The sequence below is a fragment of the Bacillus sp. G16 genome, from assembly GCF_021282335.1.
Taxonomy (GTDB): domain Bacteria; phylum Bacillota; class Bacilli; order Bacillales; family Bacillaceae; genus Bacillus; species Bacillus inaquosorum.
The window spans coordinates 115,493-139,374 of the sequence record NZ_JAJSOZ010000008.1; the positions used below are offsets into that span (position 1 = coordinate 115,493).

Annotated in this window: 31 protein-coding genes, 1 tRNA gene, 1 pseudogene and 1 riboswitch; of the genes and pseudogenes, 24 read left to right on the forward strand and 9 right to left on the reverse strand. The window is 41.6% G+C overall.

Features of this window, described 5'->3' with window-relative positions:
• Positions 1-43: 43 nt before the first annotated feature.
• The 6 genes and pseudogenes from LWH95_RS12470 to LWH95_RS12495 all read left to right on the forward strand — a co-directional run bounded on the left by LWH95_RS12470 (position 44) and on the right by LWH95_RS12495 (position 5,913).
• Positions 44-260, forward strand: a pseudogene (locus tag LWH95_RS12470) (YqgQ family protein).
• A 10-nt stretch (positions 261-270) separates the two neighbouring features.
• Entirely contained in the window at positions 271-1,236 is a 966-nt protein-coding gene (glcK, locus tag LWH95_RS12475; protein WP_003236990.1) for a glucose kinase GlcK, read from the forward strand.
• Between the two features lie 115 nt (positions 1,237-1,351).
• Entirely contained in the window at positions 1,352-3,268 is a 1,917-nt protein-coding gene (locus tag LWH95_RS12480; protein WP_088112433.1) for an LTA synthase family protein, read from the forward strand.
• A gap of 80 nt (positions 3,269-3,348) precedes the next feature.
• Complete coding sequence (locus LWH95_RS12485) at positions 3,349-4,479, forward strand: M14 family metallopeptidase (RefSeq protein ID WP_232919722.1); 1,131 nt, start codon at positions 3,349-3,351, stop codon at positions 4,477-4,479.
• Between the two features lie 67 nt (positions 4,480-4,546).
• Positions 4,547-5,602, forward strand: a complete 1,056-nt coding sequence (locus LWH95_RS12490) for a hypothetical protein (protein ID WP_232919694.1) — start codon at positions 4,547-4,549, stop codon at positions 5,600-5,602.
• Positions 5,603-5,604: 2 nt separating this feature from the next.
• Positions 5,605-5,913 carry an MTH1187 family thiamine-binding protein gene (locus tag LWH95_RS12495; protein WP_003236982.1) on the forward strand — a complete coding sequence of 103 codons (309 nt, stop codon included), beginning with the start codon at positions 5,605-5,607 and terminating at the stop codon, positions 5,911-5,913.
• Between the two features lie 37 nt (positions 5,914-5,950).
• On the opposite strand, the gene LWH95_RS12500 is transcribed toward LWH95_RS12495, so the two are convergent.
• Positions 5,951-6,124 (reverse strand): DUF2759 domain-containing protein, encoded by a 174-nt coding sequence (locus LWH95_RS12500; RefSeq protein ID WP_003236980.1) that lies wholly within the window; start codon positions 6,122-6,124, stop codon positions 5,951-5,953.
• A 156-nt stretch (positions 6,125-6,280) separates the two neighbouring features.
• On the opposite strand from LWH95_RS12500, the gene LWH95_RS12505 reads away from it, so the two are divergent.
• A complete protein-coding gene (locus tag LWH95_RS12505) occupies positions 6,281-6,916 on the forward strand; it encodes an MBL fold metallo-hydrolase (RefSeq protein WP_003236978.1) in 636 nt (211 codons plus the stop codon).
• A gap of 39 nt (positions 6,917-6,955) precedes the next feature.
• Here LWH95_RS12505 and LWH95_RS12510 read toward each other — a convergent pair whose 3' ends face one another.
• Positions 6,956-7,198: a DUF2626 domain-containing protein gene (locus LWH95_RS12510; RefSeq protein ID WP_148981978.1), complete on the reverse strand. Its 243-nt coding sequence runs from the start codon at positions 7,196-7,198 to the stop codon at positions 6,956-6,958.
• Positions 7,199-7,430: 232 nt separating this feature from the next.
• Here LWH95_RS12510 and mgsR point away from each other — a divergent pair, with 232 nt between their 5' ends.
• A complete protein-coding gene (mgsR, locus tag LWH95_RS12515; RefSeq protein WP_019258896.1) occupies positions 7,431-7,808 on the forward strand; it encodes a transcriptional regulator MgsR in 378 nt (125 codons plus the stop codon).
• A gap of 65 nt (positions 7,809-7,873) precedes the next feature.
• Here mgsR and LWH95_RS12520 read toward each other — a convergent pair.
• Positions 7,874-7,944 (reverse strand) — tRNA-Gln (locus tag LWH95_RS12520).
• Between the two features lie 88 nt (positions 7,945-8,032).
• On the opposite strand from LWH95_RS12520, the gene LWH95_RS12525 reads away from it, so the two are divergent.
• Complete coding sequence (locus LWH95_RS12525; protein ID WP_148981977.1) at positions 8,033-8,872, forward strand: STAS domain-containing protein; 840 nt, start codon at positions 8,033-8,035, stop codon at positions 8,870-8,872.
• Between the two features lie 59 nt (positions 8,873-8,931).
• On the opposite strand, the gene LWH95_RS12530 is transcribed toward LWH95_RS12525, so the two are convergent.
• Positions 8,932-10,260 carry a hemolysin family protein gene (locus LWH95_RS12530; RefSeq protein WP_148981976.1) on the reverse strand — a complete coding sequence of 443 codons (1,329 nt, stop codon included), beginning with the start codon at positions 10,258-10,260 and terminating at the stop codon, positions 8,932-8,934.
• 143 nt (positions 10,261-10,403) lie between these two features.
• On the opposite strand from LWH95_RS12530, the gene corA reads away from it, so the two are divergent.
• From corA to LWH95_RS12585, 11 genes are all read left to right on the forward strand, one after another.
• A complete protein-coding gene (gene corA, locus LWH95_RS12535; protein WP_003236968.1) occupies positions 10,404-11,348 on the forward strand; it encodes a magnesium transporter CorA in 945 nt (314 codons plus the stop codon).
• Between the two features lie 62 nt (positions 11,349-11,410).
• A complete protein-coding gene (locus LWH95_RS12540; protein WP_133486952.1) occupies positions 11,411-11,821 on the forward strand; it encodes a CBS domain-containing protein in 411 nt (136 codons plus the stop codon).
• 22 nt (positions 11,822-11,843) lie between these two features.
• Entirely contained in the window at positions 11,844-12,074 is a 231-nt protein-coding gene (locus tag LWH95_RS12545) for a hypothetical protein (protein WP_232919695.1), read from the forward strand.
• Entirely contained in the window at positions 12,037-13,107 is a 1,071-nt protein-coding gene (gene comGA, locus LWH95_RS12550; protein ID WP_232919696.1) for a competence protein ComGA, read from the forward strand. The genes LWH95_RS12545 and comGA overlap by 38 nt, the downstream gene beginning before the upstream one ends.
• Positions 13,094-14,131 carry a competence type IV pilus assembly protein ComGB gene (gene comGB, locus LWH95_RS12555; protein WP_269802347.1) on the forward strand — a complete coding sequence of 346 codons (1,038 nt, stop codon included), beginning with the start codon at positions 13,094-13,096 and terminating at the stop codon, positions 14,129-14,131. Before comGA ends, comGB begins: the two co-directional genes overlap by 14 nt.
• A gap of 13 nt (positions 14,132-14,144) precedes the next feature.
• The gene (gene comGC, locus LWH95_RS12560; RefSeq protein WP_003236957.1) at positions 14,145-14,441 is read left to right on the forward strand and encodes a comG operon protein ComGC; all 297 of its coding nucleotides are present in this window, start codon (positions 14,145-14,147) and stop codon (positions 14,439-14,441) included.
• Positions 14,431-14,862 (forward strand): competence type IV pilus minor pilin ComGD, encoded by a 432-nt coding sequence (gene comGD / locus LWH95_RS12565; RefSeq protein WP_148981973.1) that lies wholly within the window; start codon positions 14,431-14,433, stop codon positions 14,860-14,862. The genes comGC and comGD overlap by 11 nt, the downstream gene beginning before the upstream one ends.
• Positions 14,846-15,193 (forward strand): competence type IV pilus minor pilin ComGE, encoded by a 348-nt coding sequence (gene comGE / locus LWH95_RS12570; protein ID WP_133486963.1) that lies wholly within the window; start codon positions 14,846-14,848, stop codon positions 15,191-15,193. The genes comGD and comGE overlap by 17 nt, the downstream gene beginning before the upstream one ends.
• Positions 15,194-15,218: 25 nt before the next feature.
• Positions 15,219-15,602, forward strand: a complete 384-nt coding sequence (comGF, locus tag LWH95_RS12575) for a competence type IV pilus minor pilin ComGF (protein WP_133486965.1) — start codon at positions 15,219-15,221, stop codon at positions 15,600-15,602.
• A complete protein-coding gene (comGG, locus tag LWH95_RS12580) occupies positions 15,603-15,977 on the forward strand; it encodes a competence type IV pilus minor pilin ComGG (RefSeq protein ID WP_060399015.1) in 375 nt (124 codons plus the stop codon).
• A gap of 70 nt (positions 15,978-16,047) precedes the next feature.
• Positions 16,048-16,227, forward strand: a complete 180-nt coding sequence (locus tag LWH95_RS12585) for a YqzE family protein (RefSeq protein ID WP_003236949.1) — start codon at positions 16,048-16,050, stop codon at positions 16,225-16,227.
• A 41-nt stretch (positions 16,228-16,268) separates the two neighbouring features.
• Here LWH95_RS12585 and LWH95_RS12590 read toward each other — a convergent pair whose 3' ends face one another.
• Positions 16,269-16,595 carry a YqzG/YhdC family protein gene (locus tag LWH95_RS12590; RefSeq protein WP_029316858.1) on the reverse strand — a complete coding sequence of 109 codons (327 nt, stop codon included), beginning with the start codon at positions 16,593-16,595 and terminating at the stop codon, positions 16,269-16,271.
• A 272-nt stretch (positions 16,596-16,867) separates the two neighbouring features.
• Between LWH95_RS12590 and tapA the strand changes: the two genes are divergently transcribed.
• The 3 genes from tapA to tasA all read left to right on the forward strand — a co-directional run bounded on the left by tapA (position 16,868) and on the right by tasA (position 19,037).
• Positions 16,868-17,632: an amyloid fiber anchoring/assembly protein TapA gene (gene tapA, locus LWH95_RS12595; protein ID WP_232919697.1), complete on the forward strand. Its 765-nt coding sequence runs from the start codon at positions 16,868-16,870 to the stop codon at positions 17,630-17,632.
• Complete coding sequence (gene sipW, locus LWH95_RS12600) at positions 17,616-18,188, forward strand: signal peptidase I SipW (protein WP_232919724.1); 573 nt, start codon at positions 17,616-17,618, stop codon at positions 18,186-18,188. Before tapA ends, sipW begins: the two co-directional genes overlap by 17 nt.
• A gap of 63 nt (positions 18,189-18,251) precedes the next feature.
• Positions 18,252-19,037, forward strand: coding sequence for a biofilm matrix protein TasA (tasA, locus tag LWH95_RS12605; RefSeq protein WP_003236939.1), 786 nt, complete (start codon positions 18,252-18,254; stop codon positions 19,035-19,037).
• Between the two features lie 94 nt (positions 19,038-19,131).
• On the opposite strand, the gene sinR is transcribed toward tasA, so the two are convergent.
• The 4 genes from sinR to LWH95_RS12625 all read right to left on the reverse strand — a co-directional run bounded on the left by sinR (position 19,132) and on the right by LWH95_RS12625 (position 22,347).
• Positions 19,132-19,467, reverse strand: a complete 336-nt coding sequence (sinR, locus tag LWH95_RS12610) for a transcriptional regulator SinR (protein ID WP_003226345.1) — start codon at positions 19,465-19,467, stop codon at positions 19,132-19,134.
• Positions 19,468-19,500: 33 nt separating this feature from the next.
• The gene (sinI, locus tag LWH95_RS12615) at positions 19,501-19,674 is read right to left on the reverse strand and encodes an anti-repressor SinI (RefSeq protein WP_003226347.1); all 174 of its coding nucleotides are present in this window, start codon (positions 19,672-19,674) and stop codon (positions 19,501-19,503) included.
• Between the two features lie 184 nt (positions 19,675-19,858).
• Positions 19,859-20,653, reverse strand: coding sequence for a YqhG family protein (locus LWH95_RS12620; protein ID WP_232919698.1), 795 nt, complete (start codon positions 20,651-20,653; stop codon positions 19,859-19,861).
• Positions 20,654-20,673: 20 nt separating this feature from the next.
• Positions 20,674-22,347: a DEAD/DEAH box helicase gene (locus tag LWH95_RS12625; RefSeq protein WP_003236934.1), complete on the reverse strand. Its 1,674-nt coding sequence runs from the start codon at positions 22,345-22,347 to the stop codon at positions 20,674-20,676.
• A 168-nt stretch (positions 22,348-22,515) separates the two neighbouring features.
• A riboswitch (glycine riboswitch) is annotated at positions 22,516-22,617 on the forward strand.
• Positions 22,618-22,790: 173 nt separating this feature from the next.
• On the opposite strand from LWH95_RS12625, the gene gcvT reads away from it, so the two are divergent.
• Positions 22,791-23,879 carry a glycine cleavage system aminomethyltransferase GcvT gene (gene gcvT / locus LWH95_RS12630; RefSeq protein ID WP_060399011.1) on the forward strand — a complete coding sequence of 363 codons (1,089 nt, stop codon included), beginning with the start codon at positions 22,791-22,793 and terminating at the stop codon, positions 23,877-23,879.
• The last annotated feature ends 3 nt before the right edge of the window (positions 23,880-23,882 follow it).

The window sequence follows — 23,882 nt, forward strand, 5'->3', positions numbered from 1 at the left end:
TATGAATACGCTTAAATAGTTAAGATTAAGAATGGTGAGGAAAATGAATACATTATATGATGTGCAGCAGCTGTTAAAAACGTTTGGCCACATTGTTTACTTTGGAGACAGAGAGCTTGAAATTGAGTTTATGCTCGATGAATTAAAGGAATTATACATGAACCACATGATTGAGAAGGAGCAGTGGGCCAAAGCGGCAGCTGTCCTTCGAAAAGAATTGGAACAAACAAAAAAACGGAAGAGATATATGTAAAGGCTAGGGTGATAAAAATGGACGAGATATGGTTTGCGGGCATTGATCTGGGAGGAACGACGATTAAACTCGCTTTTATTAATCAATATGGTGAAATTCAGCATAAGTGGGAAGTCCCGACTGATAAAACCGGCGACACCATTACCGTTACAATCGCAAAAACAATCGATAGCAAGCTGGATGAGCTGCAAAAACCGAAGCATATCATCAAATACATCGGAATGGGCGCACCAGGCCCTGTAGATATGGCGGCAGGAGTCGTTTATGAAACGGTAAATCTGGGGTGGAAAAACTATGCTTTAAAGAACCATCTGGAGACAGAAACCGGCATCCCGGCTGTTATAGAAAACGACGCGAATATTGCTGCGCTCGGAGAAATGTGGAAGGGAGCGGGTGACGGCGCGAAAGACGTCATTCTCGTGACGCTTGGCACAGGAGTTGGCGGCGGCATTATTGTAAATGGTGAAATTGTACATGGCATAAATGGCGCCGGCGGGGAAATCGGCCATATTTGCAGCATTCCTGAAGGCGGAGCACCATGCAACTGCGGCAAAACGGGCTGTATCGAAACGATTGCGTCGGCAACCGGAATTGTAAGAATTGCAAAAGAGAAAATAGCAAATGCTAGGCAGACGACACGTTTAAAAGCAACTGAACAATTGTCAGCACGGGATGTATTTGAAGCAGCGGGTGAAAATGACGAAATGGCCCTTGAAGTGGTGGATTATGTAGCCAAGCACCTTGGTTTGGTGCTCGGAAATTTGGCAAGCTCGCTTAACCCGTCAAAAATCGTTATTGGCGGCGGCGTATCGAAAGCCGGCGAACTGCTGAGATCAAAAGTCGAGAAAACATTCCGCAAATGCGCGTTTCCGCGGGCAGCCGAAGCTGCTGATATTTCAATTGCAGCACTTGGAAATGATGCCGGCGTTATCGGAGGCGCTTGGATCGCTAAAAACGAATGGCTGAAACACCAAAATTGTTAAAATTGTGTAAATGAAATTGATTTTTTGTTATGTTCAGGTTAAGATTTAATTTGATGTGTTAATGAGAATGTTGGGAATAGACTGATTTTTTGAGCGTGCTGCATAGGAGGTTGAAATGCGAAAAACGTTTTTTTCGAAGATTTCATTTATGCTGATTGCCATTTTATTGATGTGGCTGAAAACGTATGCTGTTTACAAAACCAGTTTTCATATTAAAATTGACAATCTAACGCAGGAATTTATTTTGTTTATCAACCCATTGAGCTTTTTGTTGCTCATCTTTGGCTTCAGCCTGTTTTTAAAAGGCAAAAACAGAAATCGCTACATTATCGCGATGAGCTGTCTTGTCACGTTTGTATTGCTGGCTAATATGGTTTTTTACCGTTTTTACAATGATTTCTTAACGATCCCTGTTCTTTTTCAAACGAGCAATATGGGTGATCTCGGCAGCAGCATCGGAACACTTCTTGAGCCGACAGACCTCCTATTGGCTGTAGATATTGCGGTATTACTATGGCTGCACATCCGGCAAAAAGCTTTCCAATCGGACATTCCTTCCACGAAAAATGAACGGGCGGCATATTTTCTGTTCGTTGCTTCTGTTTATTTCTTCAACCTGGGCTTGTCTGAGGCGGAAAGACCTCAGCTATTGACACGCTCATTTGACAGGGAAATGCTTGTTAAAAATATCAGCCTGTTTAATTTTCATATTTACGACGGTGTTCTTCAGTCAAAGCAGTCCGCACAAAGGGCATTGGCTGACAGCAACAGCCTGACGGAAATTGAAAACTACGTAACTGCTAATGCGAAAGATGCCAACAAAAGCTTATTCGGCGCTGCAAAAGGAAGGAACGTCATACTCGTATCCTTAGAGTCGACGCAAAGCTTTGTGATCAATGAAAAGGTGAATGGAGAAGAAATCACGCCTTTTCTGAATGACTTTATAAAAAAGAGCTACAACTTTAATAATGTTTACCACCAAACCGGCCAGGGGAAAACATCAGATTCTGAATTTATCGTGGACAATTCACTGTATCCGCTTGGACGAGGCGCCGTGTTTTTTACAAATGCGGGCAACCAATACATGGCGGCACCCGAGATTTTGAAAAACAACGGTTACTATTCAGCTGTGCTTCATGCTAATAATAAAAGTTTTTGGAATCGGGATTTAATGTACGACTCTTTTGGATATGATTCGTTTTTTGATATTAACTCCTATGAAGTAACTGACAAAAATTCAGTCGGCTGGGGTCTGAAGGATAAAGAATTTTTTGAGCAATCTTCAGAGCTGATGAAAAATCTGCCTCAGCCGTTTTATTCGAGGCTGATCACTCTTACGAACCACTTCCCGTTTGATCTTGATGAAGAGGATAAATTGATTGATGAATACGATTCAAGCAGCCAGACACTAAACAAATATTTCCCGACAGTGCGCTATCAGGATGAGGCGCTGAAACGGTTCATCGAAAAGCTGAAAGAAGACGGGTTATACGACAACTCTATTATCGTATTATACGGTGACCATTATGGTATATCGGAAAACCATAATGAAGCGATGGGGCAATTTTTAGGGAAAGAGATTACACCATTTGAAGAAGTTCAGCTCCAAAAAGTGCCGCTTGTCATTCATATTCCCGGTATTACCGATAAAAAACCGCAAACCTTTGAAACAGTAGGCGGACAGATTGATATCAGGCCGACGCTGATGAACCTTTTAGGGATTGATACGAAAGATCAAATTCAATTCGGAAACGATCTGCTTTCGGGTGAAAAACTTGACTTTACGGTGCTCCGGGACGGGAGCTTTATCACTGATCAGGTCGTATATACTGACGGTGCTTGTTATGATAAAGAGACCGGACAGCCGTTAAAAGAGGCAAAACAATGTGAAGCATTTGCTGATAAAGCGAAACAGGAGCTATTACTTTCTGATGAAATCATATATGGAGATTTGTTACGATTTTATGATCAGAAAAGGCTGGACAATTCGTCAAAACGAAATGAAAAACAAATGCTTGATCAGGCATCGTAATCATAAAGCCTCCCGCACAAAGTAGCGGGAGGCTTTCTTTTTTAAAACACGCTGTCATATAGTAACAAAAAAGGGGGATGATGATGGCGTTTATTACGGTGAAACCTGAGATCAAGCACAATTTGGCCAGAGTGGCGAGAGAGCTGAAGATAGACGAGGAGCTGCTTAGATGTGCAAATCGCTCCGCACAAAAACATCAATTGTTTTGTCCTGGTTATGTTATAGAAGAACATAACGATAAGGAGCTTCAAACCATTCAGGACATAAAGAGCTTTTTACAGCCTCGGCGGCTGGACCTTTCTGATAACTGGGTGGAGCAAGAAAAAGTCTATGATTTTTCAGCTGTAGAAAAGGAAGTAAAGAAGATCATTGATGTGTTTCCATTTGTCTCATGCCGGGAAATCGGCCGTTCTGTACTCGGCAGGCCGATCTGGGAGCTGAAGGCTGGAGGAGAGCATACCGCAAAAAAGGTCCATATGAACGCCTCATTTCATGCAAATGAGTGGATCACAACATCTGTCCTGCTAAAATGGTTTAAGGAATACTGTATGTCATTATGCTGCAACTCGCCTTTCTTCGGCTTTTCTCCCATGAAGCTGTTCAGCAGCACATCCTTGTCTCTCGTTCCTCTTGTCAATCCAGATGGCGTTGATCTTGTCTTGAACGGATCAGAAGGCATGGAAGCCAGGAAAGAAGAGCTTGAAAGGCTAAATGATCATCGTCCGAATTTTAATGAATGGAAGGCAAACATAAACGGGGTCGATTTAAATAAACAATTTCCGTCGTTATGGGAAATTGAAAAATACCGCAAACCGACAGCACCTAGCTACCGTGATTTTCCGGGAATCTCTCCGCTTACGGAGCCGGAATCCATTGCGATGTACCGGCTGATAACGGTGAATCCGCCTGACAGACTGCTGGCCCTCCATACACAGGGGGAAGAAATTTATTGGGGCTATAAAGGCCTTGAACCTGAAGAATCTGCTGCTGTCATAAAGGATTTTGAGAAGTTAAGCGGGAACATTTATAAAGGAGTAAGGGATATTGACAGCTATGCGGGATTTCGCGATTGGTTTATTCACCATTATTTTAAAGAAGGGTATACGGTGGAACTTGGAAAAGGTCAAAACCCTTTGCCGTTTAAGCAGTTTACACATATTTATAACGCGACAAACGGCATTTTATGGAGGGCGTTATTTTTTCATGAGTAACTGAAACTTTTTCTTTTTTATGCCGCAGAAAATATGCGACAATAAAGATGATCGGAGGGGAAGGCTGATGAGATCATTTTGTTTCATTCTGCTGTCAGCATTGCTGTTTAGTTTATCGGCATGCGAACCATCTCATCAGCAGCAAAAACAGGCATCGGCGGCAAAAGATGAGGAAATAGACATCACTCCGCTTTCTGCGGAAAAAGCAGAGGGAGTGGAAGGCTGGCTTACTAACAGCACAATTTTATATACAGCGTCCGATCCTACGAAAACGGAGCTTTTTGCATACCGCATCTTTACAGGCAAAGCGAAAAAGCTCTATCGGACGGATGGCCAAATCGTTGATGTTCAAATCAACCCGAGGAAGCAGATGGTTTTGCTGCAAGTCACGCACAGCCAAAAGACAGCAGTGGTTTTGCTTAATGCAAAAGGAGAGACGCTTTACCAAAAAGAATACGAAACGTATGAGCTCGAGGCTGCTTGGAATCAGTATGATCCTTATCAAATGATGGTTACGGTATTCTCTGAAAAATGGGACTTTCATACATATCAGGTGGATGCCAAAAAAGACGAATCTTCCTTAAGTCCGGTACAGGTTCCGTTTATTCATTGGACCTCCAAAAACACATTTAATTATGTAAAAGAGGGAAGAGACGATAAGTCAGGGCCATTATATACGTTCGATACAGTCTCTAAAACGGAGCAGAAGCTCGAGGATGACGTTCTCTTCTTTGATTCTTTCCATCAAATGAGTTTTACTGTCAAATCAGCTGCCGGAGAAAAAGGGACGTATCAGTTTAAAACGCCGCAAACAAAATCGCCTGTTACAGCGGAATGGCCGCTCCAAACGAAATATACAAGTTTGGCCCCGATGGAGTATGACTATGATGAAGCAAAAGGCCTGTTTTATACGTTTAAAGAAAGCGGCGATGCATATAAGCTCGCAGCTGTCAATGTGGCATCGGGAAAGGCAAAAGATCTTTTCACTTTGCCGGAAATGGAGCCGATTCAAATATCTCCGAACGGGAAATATGCCTTATACGGCTTTCATTTTGAGCAGATCATTTTATTGAAATCACATGAAATGAAGCAACTCATCATTGATCAAAAGGAGATGAAATAACAATGGCTATTGCAGATGTAACCATTATCCCAATCGGTACGGAAACACCTAGTGTGAGTGCTTACGTGGCCGATGTGCAAAAGATTTTAGAAGGATATCAAGCTGAAGGAAAAATCAAATATCAACTGACACCGATGAATACGCTGATCGAGGGAGAACTCAGTGACCTTTTCACAGTCATTCAGGCAATTCACGAAGCACCGTTTCAAAAAGGGCTGCACAGAGTGGCAACGAACATCCGTATCGATGACAGGCGTGACAAAAAAACAACGCTTGAAAGCAAAATAGAAAGTGTCAATAAACATTTATAGCAATAAAAATAAACCTGTATCCGATCGGATACAGGTTTTAATGTGCGGTTGGATAGCCGCTGTTTATTACTGTCATCACTGTAAACCAGCCAAAGACAAATAAGGTGGCGCCGGCTAATAAAAAGCCAAGTATATTTTTATTTTTAACAGAACGCAAGACTCCCCATAAAGCGAAAAGAGCGACAAGGCCGAAAATCACGACAAGTAACATTACGCAGCCCCCTTTACATTGAAAAACCTGCAATTCTTTCCATTTTTATTCTACCTGTTTTTTATATGTTTGTCGATAGCGTTTTCATTGCGATTGTTTGAATCTTTTTTCAAAAACCTTCATAATAGGAGCATAGAAAAGAAAGAGGTGATACAAGTGAAATGGAGACGGATGCCAGTAGGGCCGATTCAAGCGAACGCATATTTTCTCATCAATGATGATCAATGCCTGATTTTTGATCCGGGCGGCGAAGGAAATAAAATCAATCAATACATAAAAGAAAAAGGGCTGACGCCTTTAGCCATTTTGCTTACACATGCCCATTTTGACCATATAGGGGCGCTAGATGAAGTGAGGGAAAAATGGGATATCCCTGTTTACCTGCATCAGAATGAAAAGAATTGGCTTACGGATGCCTCTTTAAACGGCTCCGGCATGCTGCGGGGGATAGAAGTCACAGCTAAGCCTGCAGATCATCTGATTGAAGGAGACGGTGAACTGAATATCGGGCCGTTTCATTTGGAAACATTATTTACGCCGGGACATTCGCCAGGCAGTGTTTCGTACTACGTGAAGGATGCAGACTTGGTGATCTCCGGAGATGTCCTGTTTCAAGGCGGCATAGGGCGTACGGATTTAATAGGCGGCGATCAAGAAACGCTGCTGACGTCTATCCATGAAAAACTGCTTACGCTGCCGGAGCACACGCTGGTGTTAAGCGGCCACGGTCCTGAAACAGACGTACGGACTGAGCAGGATCAAAATCCGTTTTTAAATGGGTTTTCATTGTAAAAAAAGAGACAAACCGATAAGGTTTGTCTCTTTTTGCATTTAATGGCCTCCGCCGCCGGGCATAATGAAAATCGAGTAATATGTAAAGCCGGCGAAGAAAATCGTTAAATAAGCGCCAAAAATATAAATATACGTGCGTTCAGTCAAATTCAAATACGATAGAAAAACAAATAAGATCGTCTGTCCAAAAAATAAAAGGGAAGCATCTTTCATATCACCCAAATAAAACATGACTGCAAAAATTCCCGTCCAAAATCCTAACACCCGGAACATGCGATTCATTTTTATCCCCTCCCGAGAGTCTCTCTGACTGTTATTATAATAGATCACACCTATAAATGTAAACATTTTCATTATTGTTATACAAATGGAATTTGTTCCTTTGATTGCGTTTTCTATTATATGAATGGTTTTTAAAAATAATCCGAAAAAAAGTTCTGTAAATGGTTTAAAGAAAAAATGATCCGGGTAGTTATTCTACAAAGAGATGGTTAACTGAGGAGGAAAAAAACGAATGGAACAATTAATTTTTTACTCATATCCAAGCTGCACGTCATGCCGAAAAACAAAACATTGGCTCAAAGCGCATCAAATTGAATTTAACGAACGGCACTTATTTAGAGAGACCCCGACAGTAGAAGAATTAAAGTACATTTTATCGTTAACGACAGAAGGAATTGATGAAATTTTAGCGACAAGAAGCCAGACCTTCAAAAATTTAAATTTAAACATCGAAGAGATGACGGTAAATGAAGTGCTTGAACTTTTAGTCGAGAAGCCGAAGCTTTTGCGGCGTCCAATTCTTGTGGACAACAAAAAGCTGGTGATCGGTTATAATCCGGGAGAACTGTTGAAGTTATCGAAGAAGAAAACGGTTCATCAATCTGCATGATGAAAAACCGAAGATCCGCTGATTATATGAATCAGCTTATCTTCGGTTTTTCACCTGTTCAGAAACTGGGCTAGCTGGATTCGAACCAACGATCACGGAGTCAAAGTCCATTGCCTTACCGCTTGGCTATAGCCCATTGAATGTAAACATAGTATGTGTAAAGGCAGACGCGTTATACATATGAAGCATATATTTTTTGAAAAAATAGGAGGTAGCACATTAAGATGATAGCTCTTGATCAGCATGTAACAGAGCACAAAGAAGATATTATCAAACAATGGCTGGAAACTTGCTCGTCAAAGGGAAGCTGGCTGTATTCCGTTAAAGATCAGCAAAAATTAGAACAAAAGTTAAAAGACCAGCATGAATCATTAGTGACCATCGTGGCGAAATCCCTTAGTAAAGCAGAAGATGTAAAGGATGAGCTCAATCAATGGTCTCTTCAATGCGCCAGAGACCGTGCCGTTCATGAAGTGAGTGTAACAGAAAGTGTCGGCCAGTTTAACGCTTTTAGACACATCATTTTTGAATGGCTTCAGAAATTCAGCGAAGCCTCTTCTCAAGAAATCAGTATTCAGGACATTTATGAGTGGAGCCAGATTTTGAATCAAACCATTGATGAGATCATCGAAGTGTTTACTGAAGAATATCACCAGGTCACCATGATCCAATTAAACGCGCAAAAGGAAATGATTAATGAATTGAGTGCGCCGATTATGCCGATTTCTGACGGGATAGGGATTCTACCGCTTGTTGGTGAAATTGATACGTACAGAGCGAGGACAATTTTGGAGTCGGTGCTGCAACAGTGCTCAGCGTTAAAGCTCTCGTATTTATTTTTAGATATTTCGGGCGTTCCCATCGTCGATACAATGGTGGCCTATCAAATTTTTAAAGTGATTGACAGCACCAAGCTGCTTGGAATTGAGACGATTATTTCAGGAATCAGGCCGGAAATTGCCCAAACTGTGGTGAAGCTGGGTCTGGATTTTTCGAATGTAAAAACCGAGCAAAGTCTTGCTAAAGCCCTGGCCAATAAAGGATTTAAGATAGCAGAGTCATGATATACCGTTTAATAATCAGCCATGTTCATTCTTGGAAAAGCTGAACAGCCACCATCGGGCTATTCAGCTTTTTTAACTTCAATAAATAAAATATGATGGCTGTCGATGTCCTTTACCTTAAAAGAGTAACCATCATATTCAATGACACTTTCAGGCTCGGCGTCTATGTTTTGTGTCAGAAACCAGCCGCCTAAGGTGTCCACTTCTGCGTCTGATAAATCTGTTCCAAGCAGGTTGTTCACATCGCTGATTAATAATTTTGCATTTAATAAGTAGTGATTCTTTCCGAGCTCGCGGATATGAGGCACTTCATCGGCATCAAATTCATCACGGATTTCTCCTACAATTTCTTCGATAATATCCTCGACAGTAACCAAACCGGAAGTCCCGCCATATTCATCAATGAGGATCGCCATATGAGTGCGTTCCTTTTGCATCTTCAGCAGTAATTTATAAATAGGAATTGTCTCAATAACGTGAATAACAGGCTGAATGAAAGGTTCAATTTGCTGCTTTTTGAGTGAGAAATCTTTCGTCAGCATTGAAAACAGCACTTCTTTCATATTGATTACGCCAATGACATTATCTTTATCTTCTCTGACAACTGGGTACCGTGTATATTTTGTTTGCTTCACTGTTTCCTGCAGATTTGGAATGGAGTCTTCATCAAGTGACAAACTGACCATTTCATTTCGCGGCACCATGATTTCCTTTGCCATTCGTTTATCAAAGGTAAAGATATTATTCATATATTTTAACTCGCTTTTTCTGATTTCACCGCTTTTATAGCTTTCTGCCAAAAGAACCCGCAGCTCTTCCTCCGTATATGCCAGCTCATGCTCTGACGCCGGCTTCAGCCCAAACAACCCTGTAATCAACCGGGCAGAGTGGTTCAGCAGCCAAATGAATGGAAACATGATTTTATAAAACCAGATAAGCGGTTTGGCAAGCATCAAGGTAATGCTTTCTGCTTTTTGAATGGCGAAACTCTTTGGCGCCAGCTCCCCGATGACGACATTTAAATACGTCACCGTTAAAAAGGCGATAACAAGTGAAAGAAGGTGGGTAAGCGATTCATTTAAGCCTGCTTTATGAAAAAGCGGCCGAAGCAGGGTTTGCACGGTCGGTTCCCCAAGCCAGCCCAGTCCTAAAGCTGCAACTGTAATGCCCAGCTGGCAGGCTGATAAATATTCATCAAGGTGAGTGATGACATGCTTTGCCGCTTTAGCACTTTTCTTTCCCTTTGCGACAAGCTGATCAATTCTGGATCGCCGCACTTTTACGATTGAAAATTCTACGGCGACAAAAAATCCTGTTAGCAAAATGAGAATAGCGACTGCTAGTAAATTGATAAATTCCAAAACAACTGCCTTCTCCAAGGAAGGCATGCACCTCCCTTTTCCGATGTCTTTCTACATTCCATACCACCGGAAAATGCTCATCAAACATGAGTTGAAGCGGCCAACTGGTTTAGCGATGCCTTTCTTGGGCAATTAAAGAATAAAAGAACAAAAGTTTGGAGGAGCTTGACATGAAGGCACATACGGGAAAGGATTGGTTTTGGTACCAAATGGGGCCTCAGGAAAGAAATAAGGCAAGAGATCTGATCCATTTTTCTCACTGGCCTCAATGTGAAAAGTGGTTTGAAAATAATCACCATATTAATTTTTTGCGCGTAGACACGACTGAAACAGAAAATGAAGCGGTATTTGGCTCGATTGTATATGATCAAGGGCTGGGTGAGGAAAAAGACCATACCGTTTTTCACTTTTATATTACCAGGCAATATTTTTTTACAATTAACTTTGATTTTTCGATTTTGAAAGGTATTAAGGGAAAACAAGTTGTCCAACAAATGGAAAGAGCGGACAATGCTATAGAGGGATTTTTGATTCTTCTCGGCGAATTAATGAATGCGTATTTAATCGGTGTTGATGAATTTGAAGTAAAGCTAAGAAAGCTCAGATGGCAAATCAAAGACGACAATAGCAAAAGCATTTTAAACCGCGTCCATCTCCTGCGCCATGAGCTGATGATCTGGAAAAACTTAATCCTAAGCGCCAAAAAAATTGAAATGGCGTTGAATGAAACCTTTTTGCCTCAAAATGAAGGAAAAAAGGATTATCAGCGGACACACCTCAAAATTGACAGGGGGTTTACATACATCAGCGAATTTGAAGGGGAGCTTAACAATCTGCTGCATTCAGAGGAAGTCATTACTTCTCACAGGGGAAATGAAATTGTAAAAGCGCTGACCATTTTTACGACGCTTTTTACGCCGATTACAGCACTGGGTGCCCTCTGGGGGATGAACTTTTCAGTGATGCCTGAGCTGAATTGGAAATACGGATATCTCTTTTCCCTCTTATTGATTATCACCTCTACGGTCCTGATCTACCTGTATCTGAAGAAAAAGGGCTGGACGGGAGATATGCTGCAGGAACGTAAGAAGAAAAAGAAAAGGCGAACACTGTAGGATGTTTCATTTTCTGTGCAGCGGATAAAGGATAAATAGAACACGGTAAAGGAGGAATGGAAATGAAAATAAGAGACATCATGACGAAGAATGTAGAATGCAGTGAACCAACCGCTTCAATGACTGAACTAGCGAAGAAGATGAGAGACTCCAATGTCGGTTCTATTCCAATCTGTGAAAATGGCACACTTCAGGGGATTGTTTCTGATCGAGATATTGTGACGAGATGCTTAGCTGAAAATCAGATGGATGCAAAAGCAAGTGACATCATGAGCGCTGACATCGTATCCGGCCATCCTGAAATGTCTGCTGAAGAAGCGGGTCAGCTTATGTCAGAGCACCAAATCCGCCGTTTACCGATTCTTGAAAACGAACGAATTGCCGGTATTGTTGCGTTAGGCGATCTTTCCGTTGAGAAAGATACAGATCGAAAAGCCGGTGAAGCATTAAGTGAAATTTCTAAATCAGCATAATGAAAGATGGAGTGAAGCAGGCATGATGATCATCATGCCTGTTTTTTTATTGAGTAAAATAGTGAAATCAAGCAGGTACATTCAGCTGAAACCACTTTTTCTGCCAGCAGGAATTGATTTTTCAGTATATAAAACCTTCAGGAAATCATTTTTTCCCCGTTTGATTACCGGTTCTTATTTTTCTACAATACGCATTGAAAGGAGAGGGAATCAAATTGGATTCAATAGAAAAGATAAGCAGAACCTTGATTGAAGAGGCATATATAACAAAGGCTTCTGATATTCACATTGTGCCGAGGGAGCGTGATGCCATCATTCATTTTCGGGTTGATCATGCATTGCTTAAAAAAAGGAACATGAAAAAAGAAGAGTGTGTAAGACTGATTTCACATTTTAAATTTCTCTCAGCGATGGACATAGGGGAAAGACGAAAGCCGCAAAATGGTTCGCTTACGTTAAAGCTTGAAGAGGGACATGTTCATTTAAGAATGTCAACGCTCCCCACAATTAATGAAGAAAGCCTCGTGATCAGAGTGATGCCTCAATATAATATCCCTTCGATTGATAAACTGTCATTATTTCCGAAGACAGGAGCTACCTTGCTCTCATTTTTAAAACATTCCCACGGCATGCTCATTTTTACCGGGCCGACTGGTTCAGGGAAGACCACTACACTATACTCTCTTGTTCAATATGCAAAAAAACACTTTAATCGAAATATTGTCACACTGGAGGACCCTGTTGAAACAAGGGACGAGGATGTTCTTCAGGTGCAGGTGAATGAAAAAGCGGGTGTGACATATTCCACAGGGCTGAAGGCTATTTTGCGCCATGACCCGGATATGATTATTTTAGGTGAGATCAGAGACGCGGAAACAGCCAAAATTGCGGTGCGGGCAGCGATGACGGGGCATTTGGTGCTGACGAGCCTTCACACGAGAGATGCGAAGGGCGCGATTTACAGGCTGCTTGAATTCGACATCAATATGAATGAAATCCAACAGACCGTCATTGCAATAGCGGCTCAGCGCTTGGTTGATTTGGCTTGCCCGTTTTGTGAAAACGGATGTTCATCGGTGTATTGCCGCCAGTCACGAAGCACCAGGAGAGCAAGCGTTTATGAGCTTCTTTACGGGAAAAATCTTCAGCAATGTATCCAGGAGGCAAAAGGAAATCATGCAAATTACCAGTATCAAACGCTTCGTCAAATTATCAGAAAAGGAATTGCGCTTGGCTACTTGACGACAAACAATTATGACCGGTGGGTTTATCATGAAACAGATTAGGAAAACTTGGCCGTTAAAGGATCAAGCCCAGTTATTAAAGCGGCTCGGTGAAATGACGGCGGGCGGGTATACACTTCTGGATGGATTACGCCTGATGGAACTCCAGATGACTAAAAGGCAGGTGGCTGACTTGACTGACACAGTCATTCGTTTGAGGGAAGGGGCGCCGTTTTATCAAGTATTAAAGAGTTTGTCATTTCATAAGGAAGCCGTAGGTATTTGTTATTTTGCTGAAACACATGGTGAACTGCCTGCTTCCATGATCCAGAGCGGAGAGCTGCTGGAACGAAAAATTGCACAGGCAGACCAGCTGAAAAGGGTGCTGCGATATCCGCTTTTCCTCATCTTCACAGTCGCTGTCATGTTTTATATGTTACAGGCCATCATCATTCCTCAGTTTTCCGGTATCTATCAATCGATGAATATGGAAACCTCACGTTCAACAGACATGCTTTTTGCTTTTTTTCAGCATATTGATCTTGTGATCATTCTGGTGGCTCTTTTTGCAGCAGGTATAGGCCTTTATTATTGGCTTGTGTTTAAGAAAAAATCACCTGCTAGGCAAATGCTTATTTGTGTCAGGATTCCTTTGGTTGGAAACCTTGTCAGGCTGTTTAACAGCTACTTTTTTTCTTTGCAGCTAAGCAGCCTTTTAAAAGCAGGCCTCTCAATTTATGACAGCCTTAACGCATTTAAACACCAAACGTTTCTCCCTTTCTACCGCTGCGAGGCTGAACAAGTGATTGAACGGTTAAAAGCTGGTGAATCAATTGAAGCCGCTATTTGTGAAAGCCCTTTTTATGAAACTGATTTTTCAAAAGTCATATCTCACGGCCAGCTAAGCGGTCGCCTGGATCGGGAGCTTTTCACATACAGCCAGTTCATACTGCAGCGCATGGAACACAAGGCGCAAAAATGGACAGGCATCCTTCAGCCTATGATTTATGGATTTGTTGCAGCGATGATCTTAATCGTGTATTTATCTATGCTCTTGCCTATGTATCAGATGATGAATCAAATGTGAAAGGAAGAGGCTGATGAATGAGAAAGGTTTCACACTTGTTGAAATGTTAATTGTGCTCTTTATTATTTCAATCTTGCTTTTAATTACGATACCGAACGTCACGAAACATAATCAAACCATTCAGAAAAAGGGCTGTGAAGGCCTGCAAAACATGATTAAAGCACAAATGACTGCATATGAGCTCGACCATGAAGGACAGACACCGAGCCTTGCTGATTTACAGTCAGAGGGCTATGTGAAAAAGGATGCAGTTTGTCCAAATGGGAAGCACATTATTATCAGTGGCGGAGAAGTTAAGGTTGAACATTAAATTAAACGAGGAGGAGGGATTTACCCTTTTAGAAAGCTTACTTGTGTTAAGTCTCGCCTCTATCCTCTTGATTGCCGTGTTTACCACACTTCCTCCTGCTTATGACAATACAGCTGTCCGTCAGGCGGCTTGGCAGCTGAAAAACGATATTATGCTTGCACAGCAGACTGCTATTTCCAGTCATCAAAGAACAAAAATTCTCTTTCAGAAAAAAGAATATCAATTAGTCATGGGTGATATTGTGATTGAACGTCCGTATACAACGGGACTTTCTATAGAACCGCTGACATTAAAAGACCGTTTGGAATTTAATGAGAAAGGGCACCCGAATGCAGGCGGAAAAATACGAGTAAAAGGACATGCCACTTATGACATCACAGTTTATTTAGGAAGCGGGAGAGTCAATGTGGAGAGAAAATAAAGGTTTTTCTACAATAGAAACAATGTCTGCGCTAAGCCTGTGGCTGTTTCTGATGCTGACAGTCGTTCCCTTGTGGGACAAGCTGATAGCTGATGAAAATATGGCGGAATCACGAGAAATCGGCTACCAGTTAATGAATGAAAGTATTAGCAAATATATGATGACTGGTGAAGGAGCTGCGTCAAAAACGGTTACAAAGAACAATAATATCTATACGCTGAAGTGGGAGGAGGAGGGAGAATATCAAAACGTATGCATCTCAGCAGCAGCATATAAAGAAAAACCATTTTGCCTCAGCATTCTGCGGACAGACTGGCTATACGCTTCTTAACGTATTATTTTCGCTCTCCGTCTTTTTGCTCATATCAGGATCGTTAGCTATGATCTTCCATCTGTTTTTGTCACGACAGCAGGAGCATGACGGTTTCACACAGCAAGAATGGATGATTTCAATGGAGCAGATGATGAACGAGTGCAAGAAGTCTCAAATAGTCAAGACAGCCGAGCATGGGAGAGTATTGATCTGCACCAATCTTTCCGGGCAAGACATCCGTTTTGAAACCTATCATTCAATGATCAGAAAAAGGGTGGATGGCAAAGGACATGTGCCGATTCTCGATCATATTACTGCCATGAAAGCTGATATTGAAAATGGGATTGTGTTGTTAAATATTAAGAGCAAGGATGAAAAAGTGTATCAAACTGCTTTTCCGGTTTATACATCTTTAGGAGGAGGATGAATGTACCGTTCGAAAGGGTTTATTTATCCCGCTGTTCTTTTTGTTTCCGCGCTTGTGCTGCTGATCGTAAACTTTACTGCTGCTCAATATATTTCACGCTGCATGTTTGAAAAGGAAACAAAAGCGTTTTACACAGGAGAAAATTTGCTTCAAAATGGCGCACTTCTTTCAATTCGGCATGTTCTTGAGCAGCGGAAAGGCCAAAAGGGTTCACAGCAGTTTACATATGGGCAGGTTTCTTATCACATTCACAATACATCGATAAAAGAGCAAAAACAAATCAGCTTAAAAGCCATTACGGAGTCGGGAGCAGAAAGAACTGCACAGCTAGTGTTCGATCAAAAACAGAAAAAACTGCTGCGCTGGACAGAATAAAGCAGAGAAAAGGGTATAAAAAAAGTCATGTGAGCCAACACTCATAATAATTGAATGATGAGGTGATCACGTGAAAACGAATGATTATGTCAAATATATGACTCAGCAATTTGTCAAATATATAGATACTCCGAAAGATGAGCGAAAAGAACGAAAAGAGGTCCGGAAAGAAACTAAAACACCCGCTTCACAGCATTGGTTCGGTATTTTACCCTATGGTTTCAGGCTATGGCTTAAACGGAAAAAATAATCACATATACAAAGAATAAGGTCCTTCAAATAAGGAGGACCTTATTGATATTCTTCTAATATGGCAATTTTATTGACCTTTTGGCTGTAGGGATCGAATGAAATCGTTACAAATACGCCGAATTCCTTTGATCCTTCCCTCAGGGTTAGGTGGTATTGCTTTACTGCTTCATCTTTTCTTTTTCGGTCCCATACTTTTTGTTTGAACAGTACCTGTGCGAGCGGGTACCTTTTTTTTGCTTCTTTTACAGCAAGCTCTTCCCATTTGGACATGTGGCGGGCGGTCACAAGCGGTGCTTCTTCTGCGTGAGCGGCTGCGGTGCCGAAAACGAGAAGAGAAAGACATATCACACATTGTTTGATCATCATGCTGTCACCCTTTCTTTGTTTATTATTACCAAATCATGTTTGGCTATGCATTTAATTTCTCACATAATAATCCCAAAAATTTCAAAAAAATTCAAAAAGGTGAGCAATACTGAGTAAGACTTTGTAATATGATGAAAACATTCTTTTAAACGAACAAAATGGTCGATTTTGATGTTTTTCAATCCATTAAACGTTGATTATACTCTATTTGTGCAGTTCTTTAAAAAGAACGATTGTCATATCAAGTTACAGTGTTTTACAGGAGGTAAGATATGTTTCGATTGTTCCGCAATCAGCAAAAGGCGAAGACGAATCTGAAAGTTCTGCTTCTTATTTTTCAGCTTTCAGTCATTTTCAGTCTGACTGCCGCGATATGCTTACAATTTTCCGATGATACAAGCGCTGCTTTTCATGATATTGAAACATTGGGTGTTTCGCTTCAAGCGTGTACAGATTTTCAGCATACAGATAAAAACTGCCATTATGATAAACGCTGGGATCAAAGTGATTTGCACTTATCAGATCAAACGGATACGAAAGGCACTGTATGCTCCCCTGTCGCTTTATTTGCTGAGCTCGAAAATACAGGCGAGAAACTTAAAAAATCAAAGTGGAAGTGGGAACTTCATAAGCTGAAAAATGCCCGCAAACCATTAAAGGATGGGAATGTGATCGAAAAAGGATTTGTTTCCAATCAAATCGGCGATTCACTTTATAAAATTGAGACGAAGAAAAAAATGAAACCCGGCATTTATGCATTTAAAGTATACAAACCGGCTGGCTATCCGGCAGAAGGCAGTACATTTGAGTGGTCGGAGCCTATGACGCTTGCAAAGTGCGATGAAAAACCGACAGTTCCGAAAAAAGAAACGAAGCCAGCCTTCAAAAAGGAGAAGGAAAACTCACAAAAGGATATACAAGAAAAATCAAATAACGAAGATGCAACTCAAGAAGCTGTAACAAAAGAAAAAGAAACTCAATCAGTTCAGAAGGAAAGCGGGGAAGAGGATGAAAAAAGCAATGAGGCTGATCAGTAATATTCTCTACGTGATCATCTTTACTCTCATTATTGTGCTGACGCTTGTCGTGATATCAACACGTTCATCCGGGGGAGAGCCGGCAGTGTTTGGATACACGCTGAAATCAGTTCTGTCAGGTTCAATGGAGCCGGAGTTCAACACAGGTTCCTTAATATTGGTCAAAGAAATTTCTGATGTGAAAGAGCTCCAAAAGGGTGACGTCATTACATTTATGCAGGATGCAAATACGGCGGTGTCCCACAGAATTATTGACATGACGAAGCAAGGAGACCATTTGTTATTTAAAACAAAAGGGGACAATAACGCCGCACCTGATTCAGCGCTTGTATCGGACGAAAATGTCCGCGCGCAATATACAGGTTTTCAGCTTCCGTATGCCGGCTACATACTTCATTTTGCCAGTCAGCCGATCGGAACTGCTGTTTTACTGATTGTTCCCGGCGTGATGCTGCTGGTGTACGCTTTTGTGACGATCACAAGCGCCATTAGAGAAATAGAAAGAAAGACAAAAGCTTTGGAAACAGATTCAAAGGACAATACTATGTCCACTTAGCATCAGTTGTAAACCTGGCAACAGGTTTCGATATAATATCATTCAATAAAAGGGGAGTTTGCCATGGGTATGAAAAAGAAATTGAGTTTAGGAGTCGCTTCTGCGGCACTAGGATTAGCTTTAGTTGGAGGAGGAACATGGGCAGCATTTAACGACATTAAATCAACGGATGCTACTTTTGCATCAGGTACGCTTGATTTATCAGCTAAAGAAAATTCAGCAAGTGTCAACCTGTCAAATCTAAAGCCGGGAGACAAATTGACGAAAGATTTCCATTTTGAAAATAACGGCTCACTTGCAATCAAAGAGGTATTAATGGCGCTGAATTACGGAGAATTTAAAGCAAACGGCGGCAGCAATACATCTCCAGAAGATTTTCTCAGCCAGTTTGAAGTGACGTTATTGACAGTCGGAAAAGAGGGCGGCAATGGTTACCCGAAAAACATTATTTTAGATGATGCCAACCTCAAAGACTTGTATTTGATGTCCTCAAAGAATGATGCAGCGGCTGCTGAAAAAATTAAAAAACAAATTGACCCTAAATTCTTAAACGCAAGCGGCAAAGTCAATGTAGCAACAATTGACGGTAAAACCGCTCCTGAATATGATGGTGTTCCAAAAACACCGACTGATTTCGACCAGGTTCAAATGGAAATCCAATTTAAAGACGACAAAACAAAAGATGAAAACGGGCTAATGGTTCAAAATAAATACCAAGGCAACTCCATTCAGCTTCAGTTCTCGTTTGAAGCAACACAATGGAATGGTTTGACAATCAAAAAGGAACACACTGATAAAGACGGTTACGTGAAAGAAAATGAAAAAGCTCACAGTGAGGATAAAAATTAATAGCAGCAATAAAAAAGAGATGGCCCGGTATATCATATACTGGGCCATCTCTACGTTTATTAACAAAAGAGGAGTAAGTGCCTCTGCTCAGGCACTACTCCTCTTTTTGGGATTTTCTCCATTTTTGATAATCTAAAAATTCACGAAATTGTTTTTTCGATACCCCGGATGTCATTGCATCGCGAACCAATTTCTCCCATTCACTATCTAATTGACCATCGTATTCGGTTTCATGTTTCTCATCGAGCAAAGTATGAACCGAGACGTCCAGAACAGCGGAGACTTTTTCGAGAAATTGAATGGAGGGGTTCGTTTGTAGATTTCGTTCTATTGAGCTTAAATAAGACTTCGCTACCCCAGCTTTTTCAGCTAGTTCTGATAGTGAGTAGCCTTTTTCTTTACGGTATTGTTTAATACGCTGGCCAATCAATGTCATCACCTTCCTTGTGATATTATAGCACATTCAGAAAGGATTTACGGTATGACTTCTGGCTGCCGGACCAGGATGAGCAGACTTTTTGTTTAAAAGTAAATATTTTCGTATTTCTTCCGGGCTGATATTTGCCTCTTTGGCTTTCATCATTAATTCAACCCATTCTTGATCTAATTCGAAGTGCTCTTGTTTTGCATTTTTCATGCAGTTTCTCCTCCTAAAATACTTGTTTATGTATTTCAGCCAGTCCGGCCATGACTCATTGTATGCCTTCATTGGTCTCTGGAAGTCATTTGTCATTGAAATTGCCAGAATTTTTTTCCAATATATCTTTATTATAGTCGCATTTTTTCAAAAAAAACGAGAACGATGTCGAATGGTAAAAAAGTTAGCTTGAAATATTATTTTGCAGATAAAATAATCCGCCATTTTCAATTTCAACTGATATCTTTGGTTGATACAAGGCTTTCAGGGCCTGTTTTTCTAGATAATACTCTTCTGGTTTTTCTTCTGTATGCTCATAAAATTTGTCAAGCAATTCCATATCTTTTTTCCACCTGTTTACAGCCTGTTCTGCCCAGTCTGACGGCTCCTGCATGGCGGATTTAGCAATATAGTTTTCCATGCGCTTGAGGCCGCTTTCTGGTTTGATCATAGGCGATATGGTGAAGCAATAGTCACATATTTGAGACGTCAGCGAAAGCTGTGTCAGCTTGCTTTGAAAATCTTCAATCATGGTTCCAGAGACTAGGTGAAGACCTAGTGACAATAGCTTGTCCTTTTTCATGTCGGACTGGTATGAAATCGTGATATTTATACCAAGCCAAGGCTGGAGTGGGACTTTAGCTCCGGCTGATTCAATTTTCTCATACATTCTGGTAAATCTCCCATTTTGTTTAACAGCTTTAAATATTTGAAAAAGGCGGGGCGCTCCAAAATAAATAAATTCGCCGTCTAGGTCTTTTGGAGTAGTCTCCTTATCTGTAATAAAAGTGATTTTCATCGGATTCGGATCACCGCCTGTCTTCTCGCGCCAGTGCCAGTAGAAAGGGCGGTTCATGATCTGTTTGTCCATTTCAACTGTAAGCTGCACTGTCATATAGCCGGAACCTTGATCGACGATTTGGCAGCTGTTTGCCTGGAAAAAACGAAGCAGAAAATCGTGAACCTCTTGCTGTCTCACTTGTAAAACCTCCTTACAGGCTAAGATCCTCTTTTTTCAGCAGGCTGCTGTTTTTTATAAGATAAAAATGAGGTTAAATTATCCATTTTTATTTTCATTTCTTCTTCTGTAGCTGAATGGTACAAAATGTCGTGCAGGTGCTCTTCAAAATTGTTCACTTGAATTTTCGTTAAAATGTCATCAAGTTCGCCGACCACTTTTTCAAACAAATGAATTTTCTCATATAGGAGCTTTAAAATATGCTCTTCTACAGTATGTTTCGTCGCCATGTTGTATATGTGCACGTCACGCTCCTGCCCGAGCCTGTGAATTCTTCCGATTCTTTGCTCGAGACGCATCGGATTCCATGGCAGGTCATAGTTGATCATGTGATTGCAAAATTGCAGGTTAATCCCTTCACCGCCTGCTTCAGTTGCAATCAGGACTTGGACCTTTCCGCGGAAAAGATCCTTCATCCAGTCTTTTTTCCCACGTTTAAATCCGCCTCTGAACGGCACAGAACTGATGCCGTTTTGCTGAAGAAACCATTGCAGGTAAATCTGGGTTGCCCGGTATTCTGTAAAAATGATGACCTTATCGTCTATCTTTTTGATCAGATCAACGACCTGAAGCGCTTTGGAGTTTTGTGTCACTTGGTTGATGCGATCTATTAAAACCGAAATGGTGTGCTCATCAATGGCCGGTGCTTGTTTCTCTTTTTGATCTAGCATCTTTTTCAGTGTCATATACACCGCTTCTCTGCTCGAACAGCACTCTCTTTGCAAAGTCATAATCGAGAACATGCTGGCCGGCTTGTTGATGCCTTCCTTCAGGCGGGAAATTTCATCATAAAGCGCCTGCTCAGATGGAGAAAATTCAATCGGCACTGTTTCAACATAGCGCTGTTTCCAATTCAGCCCTGTGTCATGCCGCCTGTTACGGATCATGACTTTATTCACAAGATCTTTTAAATGCTCGTGCGCTTCTAAACTGGATTTCTTCTTAGCGAACTCTTCCTGAAAGTGATTTTGACTGCCTAAATGGCCAGGCTTTAATAATGACACCAAATTGAAAATTTCTTCGATACGGTTTTGAATTGGCGTCGCGGTAAGAAGCAGGCAATATTTTTTTACGAGATTCCGGACAAATTCATAGTTCTTCGTTTTGCTATTTTTTAGTTTATGTGCCTCATCAATAATGACGAGATCATATGGGATTGACAGCACAATTTCACGGTGGGGCGAGCGCTTCGCGGTGTCGATTGATGAGACGACAATATCGTATTGCTCCCACACGTAGCTTTTCTTTTGTTCAACAGCCGGGATCAAAAATTTTTCCTGTAGCTCTTTGACCCACTGTGACACAAGGGAAGCGGGCACAAGGATTAAAATTTTTTTGGCTAAACCGCGAATCATATATTCTTTTAGAATCAGCCCGGCTTCAACCGTTTTCCCGAGACCCACCTCATCTGCTAAAATCGCTTTCCCGTTCATTTTTTCAACCACTTTTTGCGCCACCTCAAGCTGGTGAGGGAGCGGCGTAAAAGAAGGCAGATATAAAGGGGCCCGTAAGCCTTCAAATTCAGGAATTGCTAATGTTTTCTGGATTTCTGCAGATAGCTTGTACAGTTCCCAGTTCGCCCATGGGCCATCATTTTTCAGCCTTTCAGCGAATTCTTCCGGCCATTTTGCATCGTAGATCATTTCTGCGTTCATTGCTTTGAAACCGCCCTTCTTATTCTTCGATTCTTAAAATGAACAATATAAGAAAAATCTGCCCAAATTGCTGTTGCCCAGCATATAGTGATGGTGGTAGGATATGAGTATGTATTTGATGTAAGATATTGCTATAGTATGTCCATAACAGCATGAAAATATGAGCGAATGACAGCAAGGGGAGAGACCTGACCGAGAACCTCGGGATACAGGCGCCGAAGGAGCAAACTGCGGAGTGAATCTCTCAGGCAAAAGAACTCTTGCTCGACGCAACTCTGGAGAGTGTTTGCGCGGATGCCGCAAGCCACCAAAGGGGACGTCTTTGCGTATGCAAAGTAAACTTTCAGGTGCCAGGACAGAGAACCTTCATTTTACATGAGGTGTTTCTCTGTCCTTTTTTGTATAATTTTTTAGCTGCGCCGTTGAAAAAGGGGAGGAATTTGATGCTGAAAAGAACGCCGTTATTTGACCTGTATAAGGAATATGGAGGAAAAACGATTGATTTCGGAGGCTGGGAGCTTCCTGTTCAATTCTCTTCTATAAAAAACGAACACGAGGCTGTTCGAACTGCAGCCGGGCTCTTTGATGTATCCCATATGGGAGAAATCGAAGTGTCAGGAAGCGACAGTCTGTCTTTTTTGCAAAGGCTGATGACAAATGATGTTTCCGCGTTGACACCAGGCCGTGCGCAATATACAGCGATGTGCTATCCGGATGGCGGAACCGTCGATGATTTGCTTGTCTATCAAAAAGGAGAGAACCGCTATCTGCTAGTCATTAATGCTTCTAATATAGATAAAGACCTGGCTTGGATGAAAGAACATGCGACAGGTGATGTGCAGATTGACAATCAGTCAGATCAAATTGCGCTCCTGGCTGTGCAGGGGCCGAAAGCAGAAGCAATCTTAAAAAAACTGGCAGCTTCAGATGTGTCTGCAATAAAGCCGTTTGCGTTTATTGATGAAGCTGATATCAGCGGCTGCAGAGCACTCATTTCGCGCACCGGCTATACGGGTGAAGACGGATTTGAAATTTACTGCCGTGCTCATGATGCCGTGTATTTGTGGAAGCAAATTATTGATGCGGGTGAGGAATACGGACTGATTCCATGCGGTCTTGGCGCACGTGATACGCTCCGGTTTGAAGCAAAACTCCCGCTTTACGGCCAGGAGCTGACCCGGGATATTACACCGATTGAAGCAGGTATTGGCTTTGCCGTAAAACACAAAAAAGAGTCTGACTTTTTCGGTAAGTCTGTATTGAGTGAACAGAAAGAAAACGGAGCAAAGCGAAAGCTTGTCGGTCTCGAAATGATCGAAAAAGGGATACCGCGGCACGGATATGAAGTATTCCAACATGGCAAGTCCGTCGGAAAGGTCACAACCGGCACGCAGTCACCGACATTAGGGAAAAACGTCGGCCTTGCCCTAGTTGCTGCGGAAGCGAGTGAAATCGGGACTGTTGTAGAGGTGGAGATTCGCAAAAAATTAGTGAAAGCAAAGGTTGTCAAAACACCATTTTATAAACGCTAATAT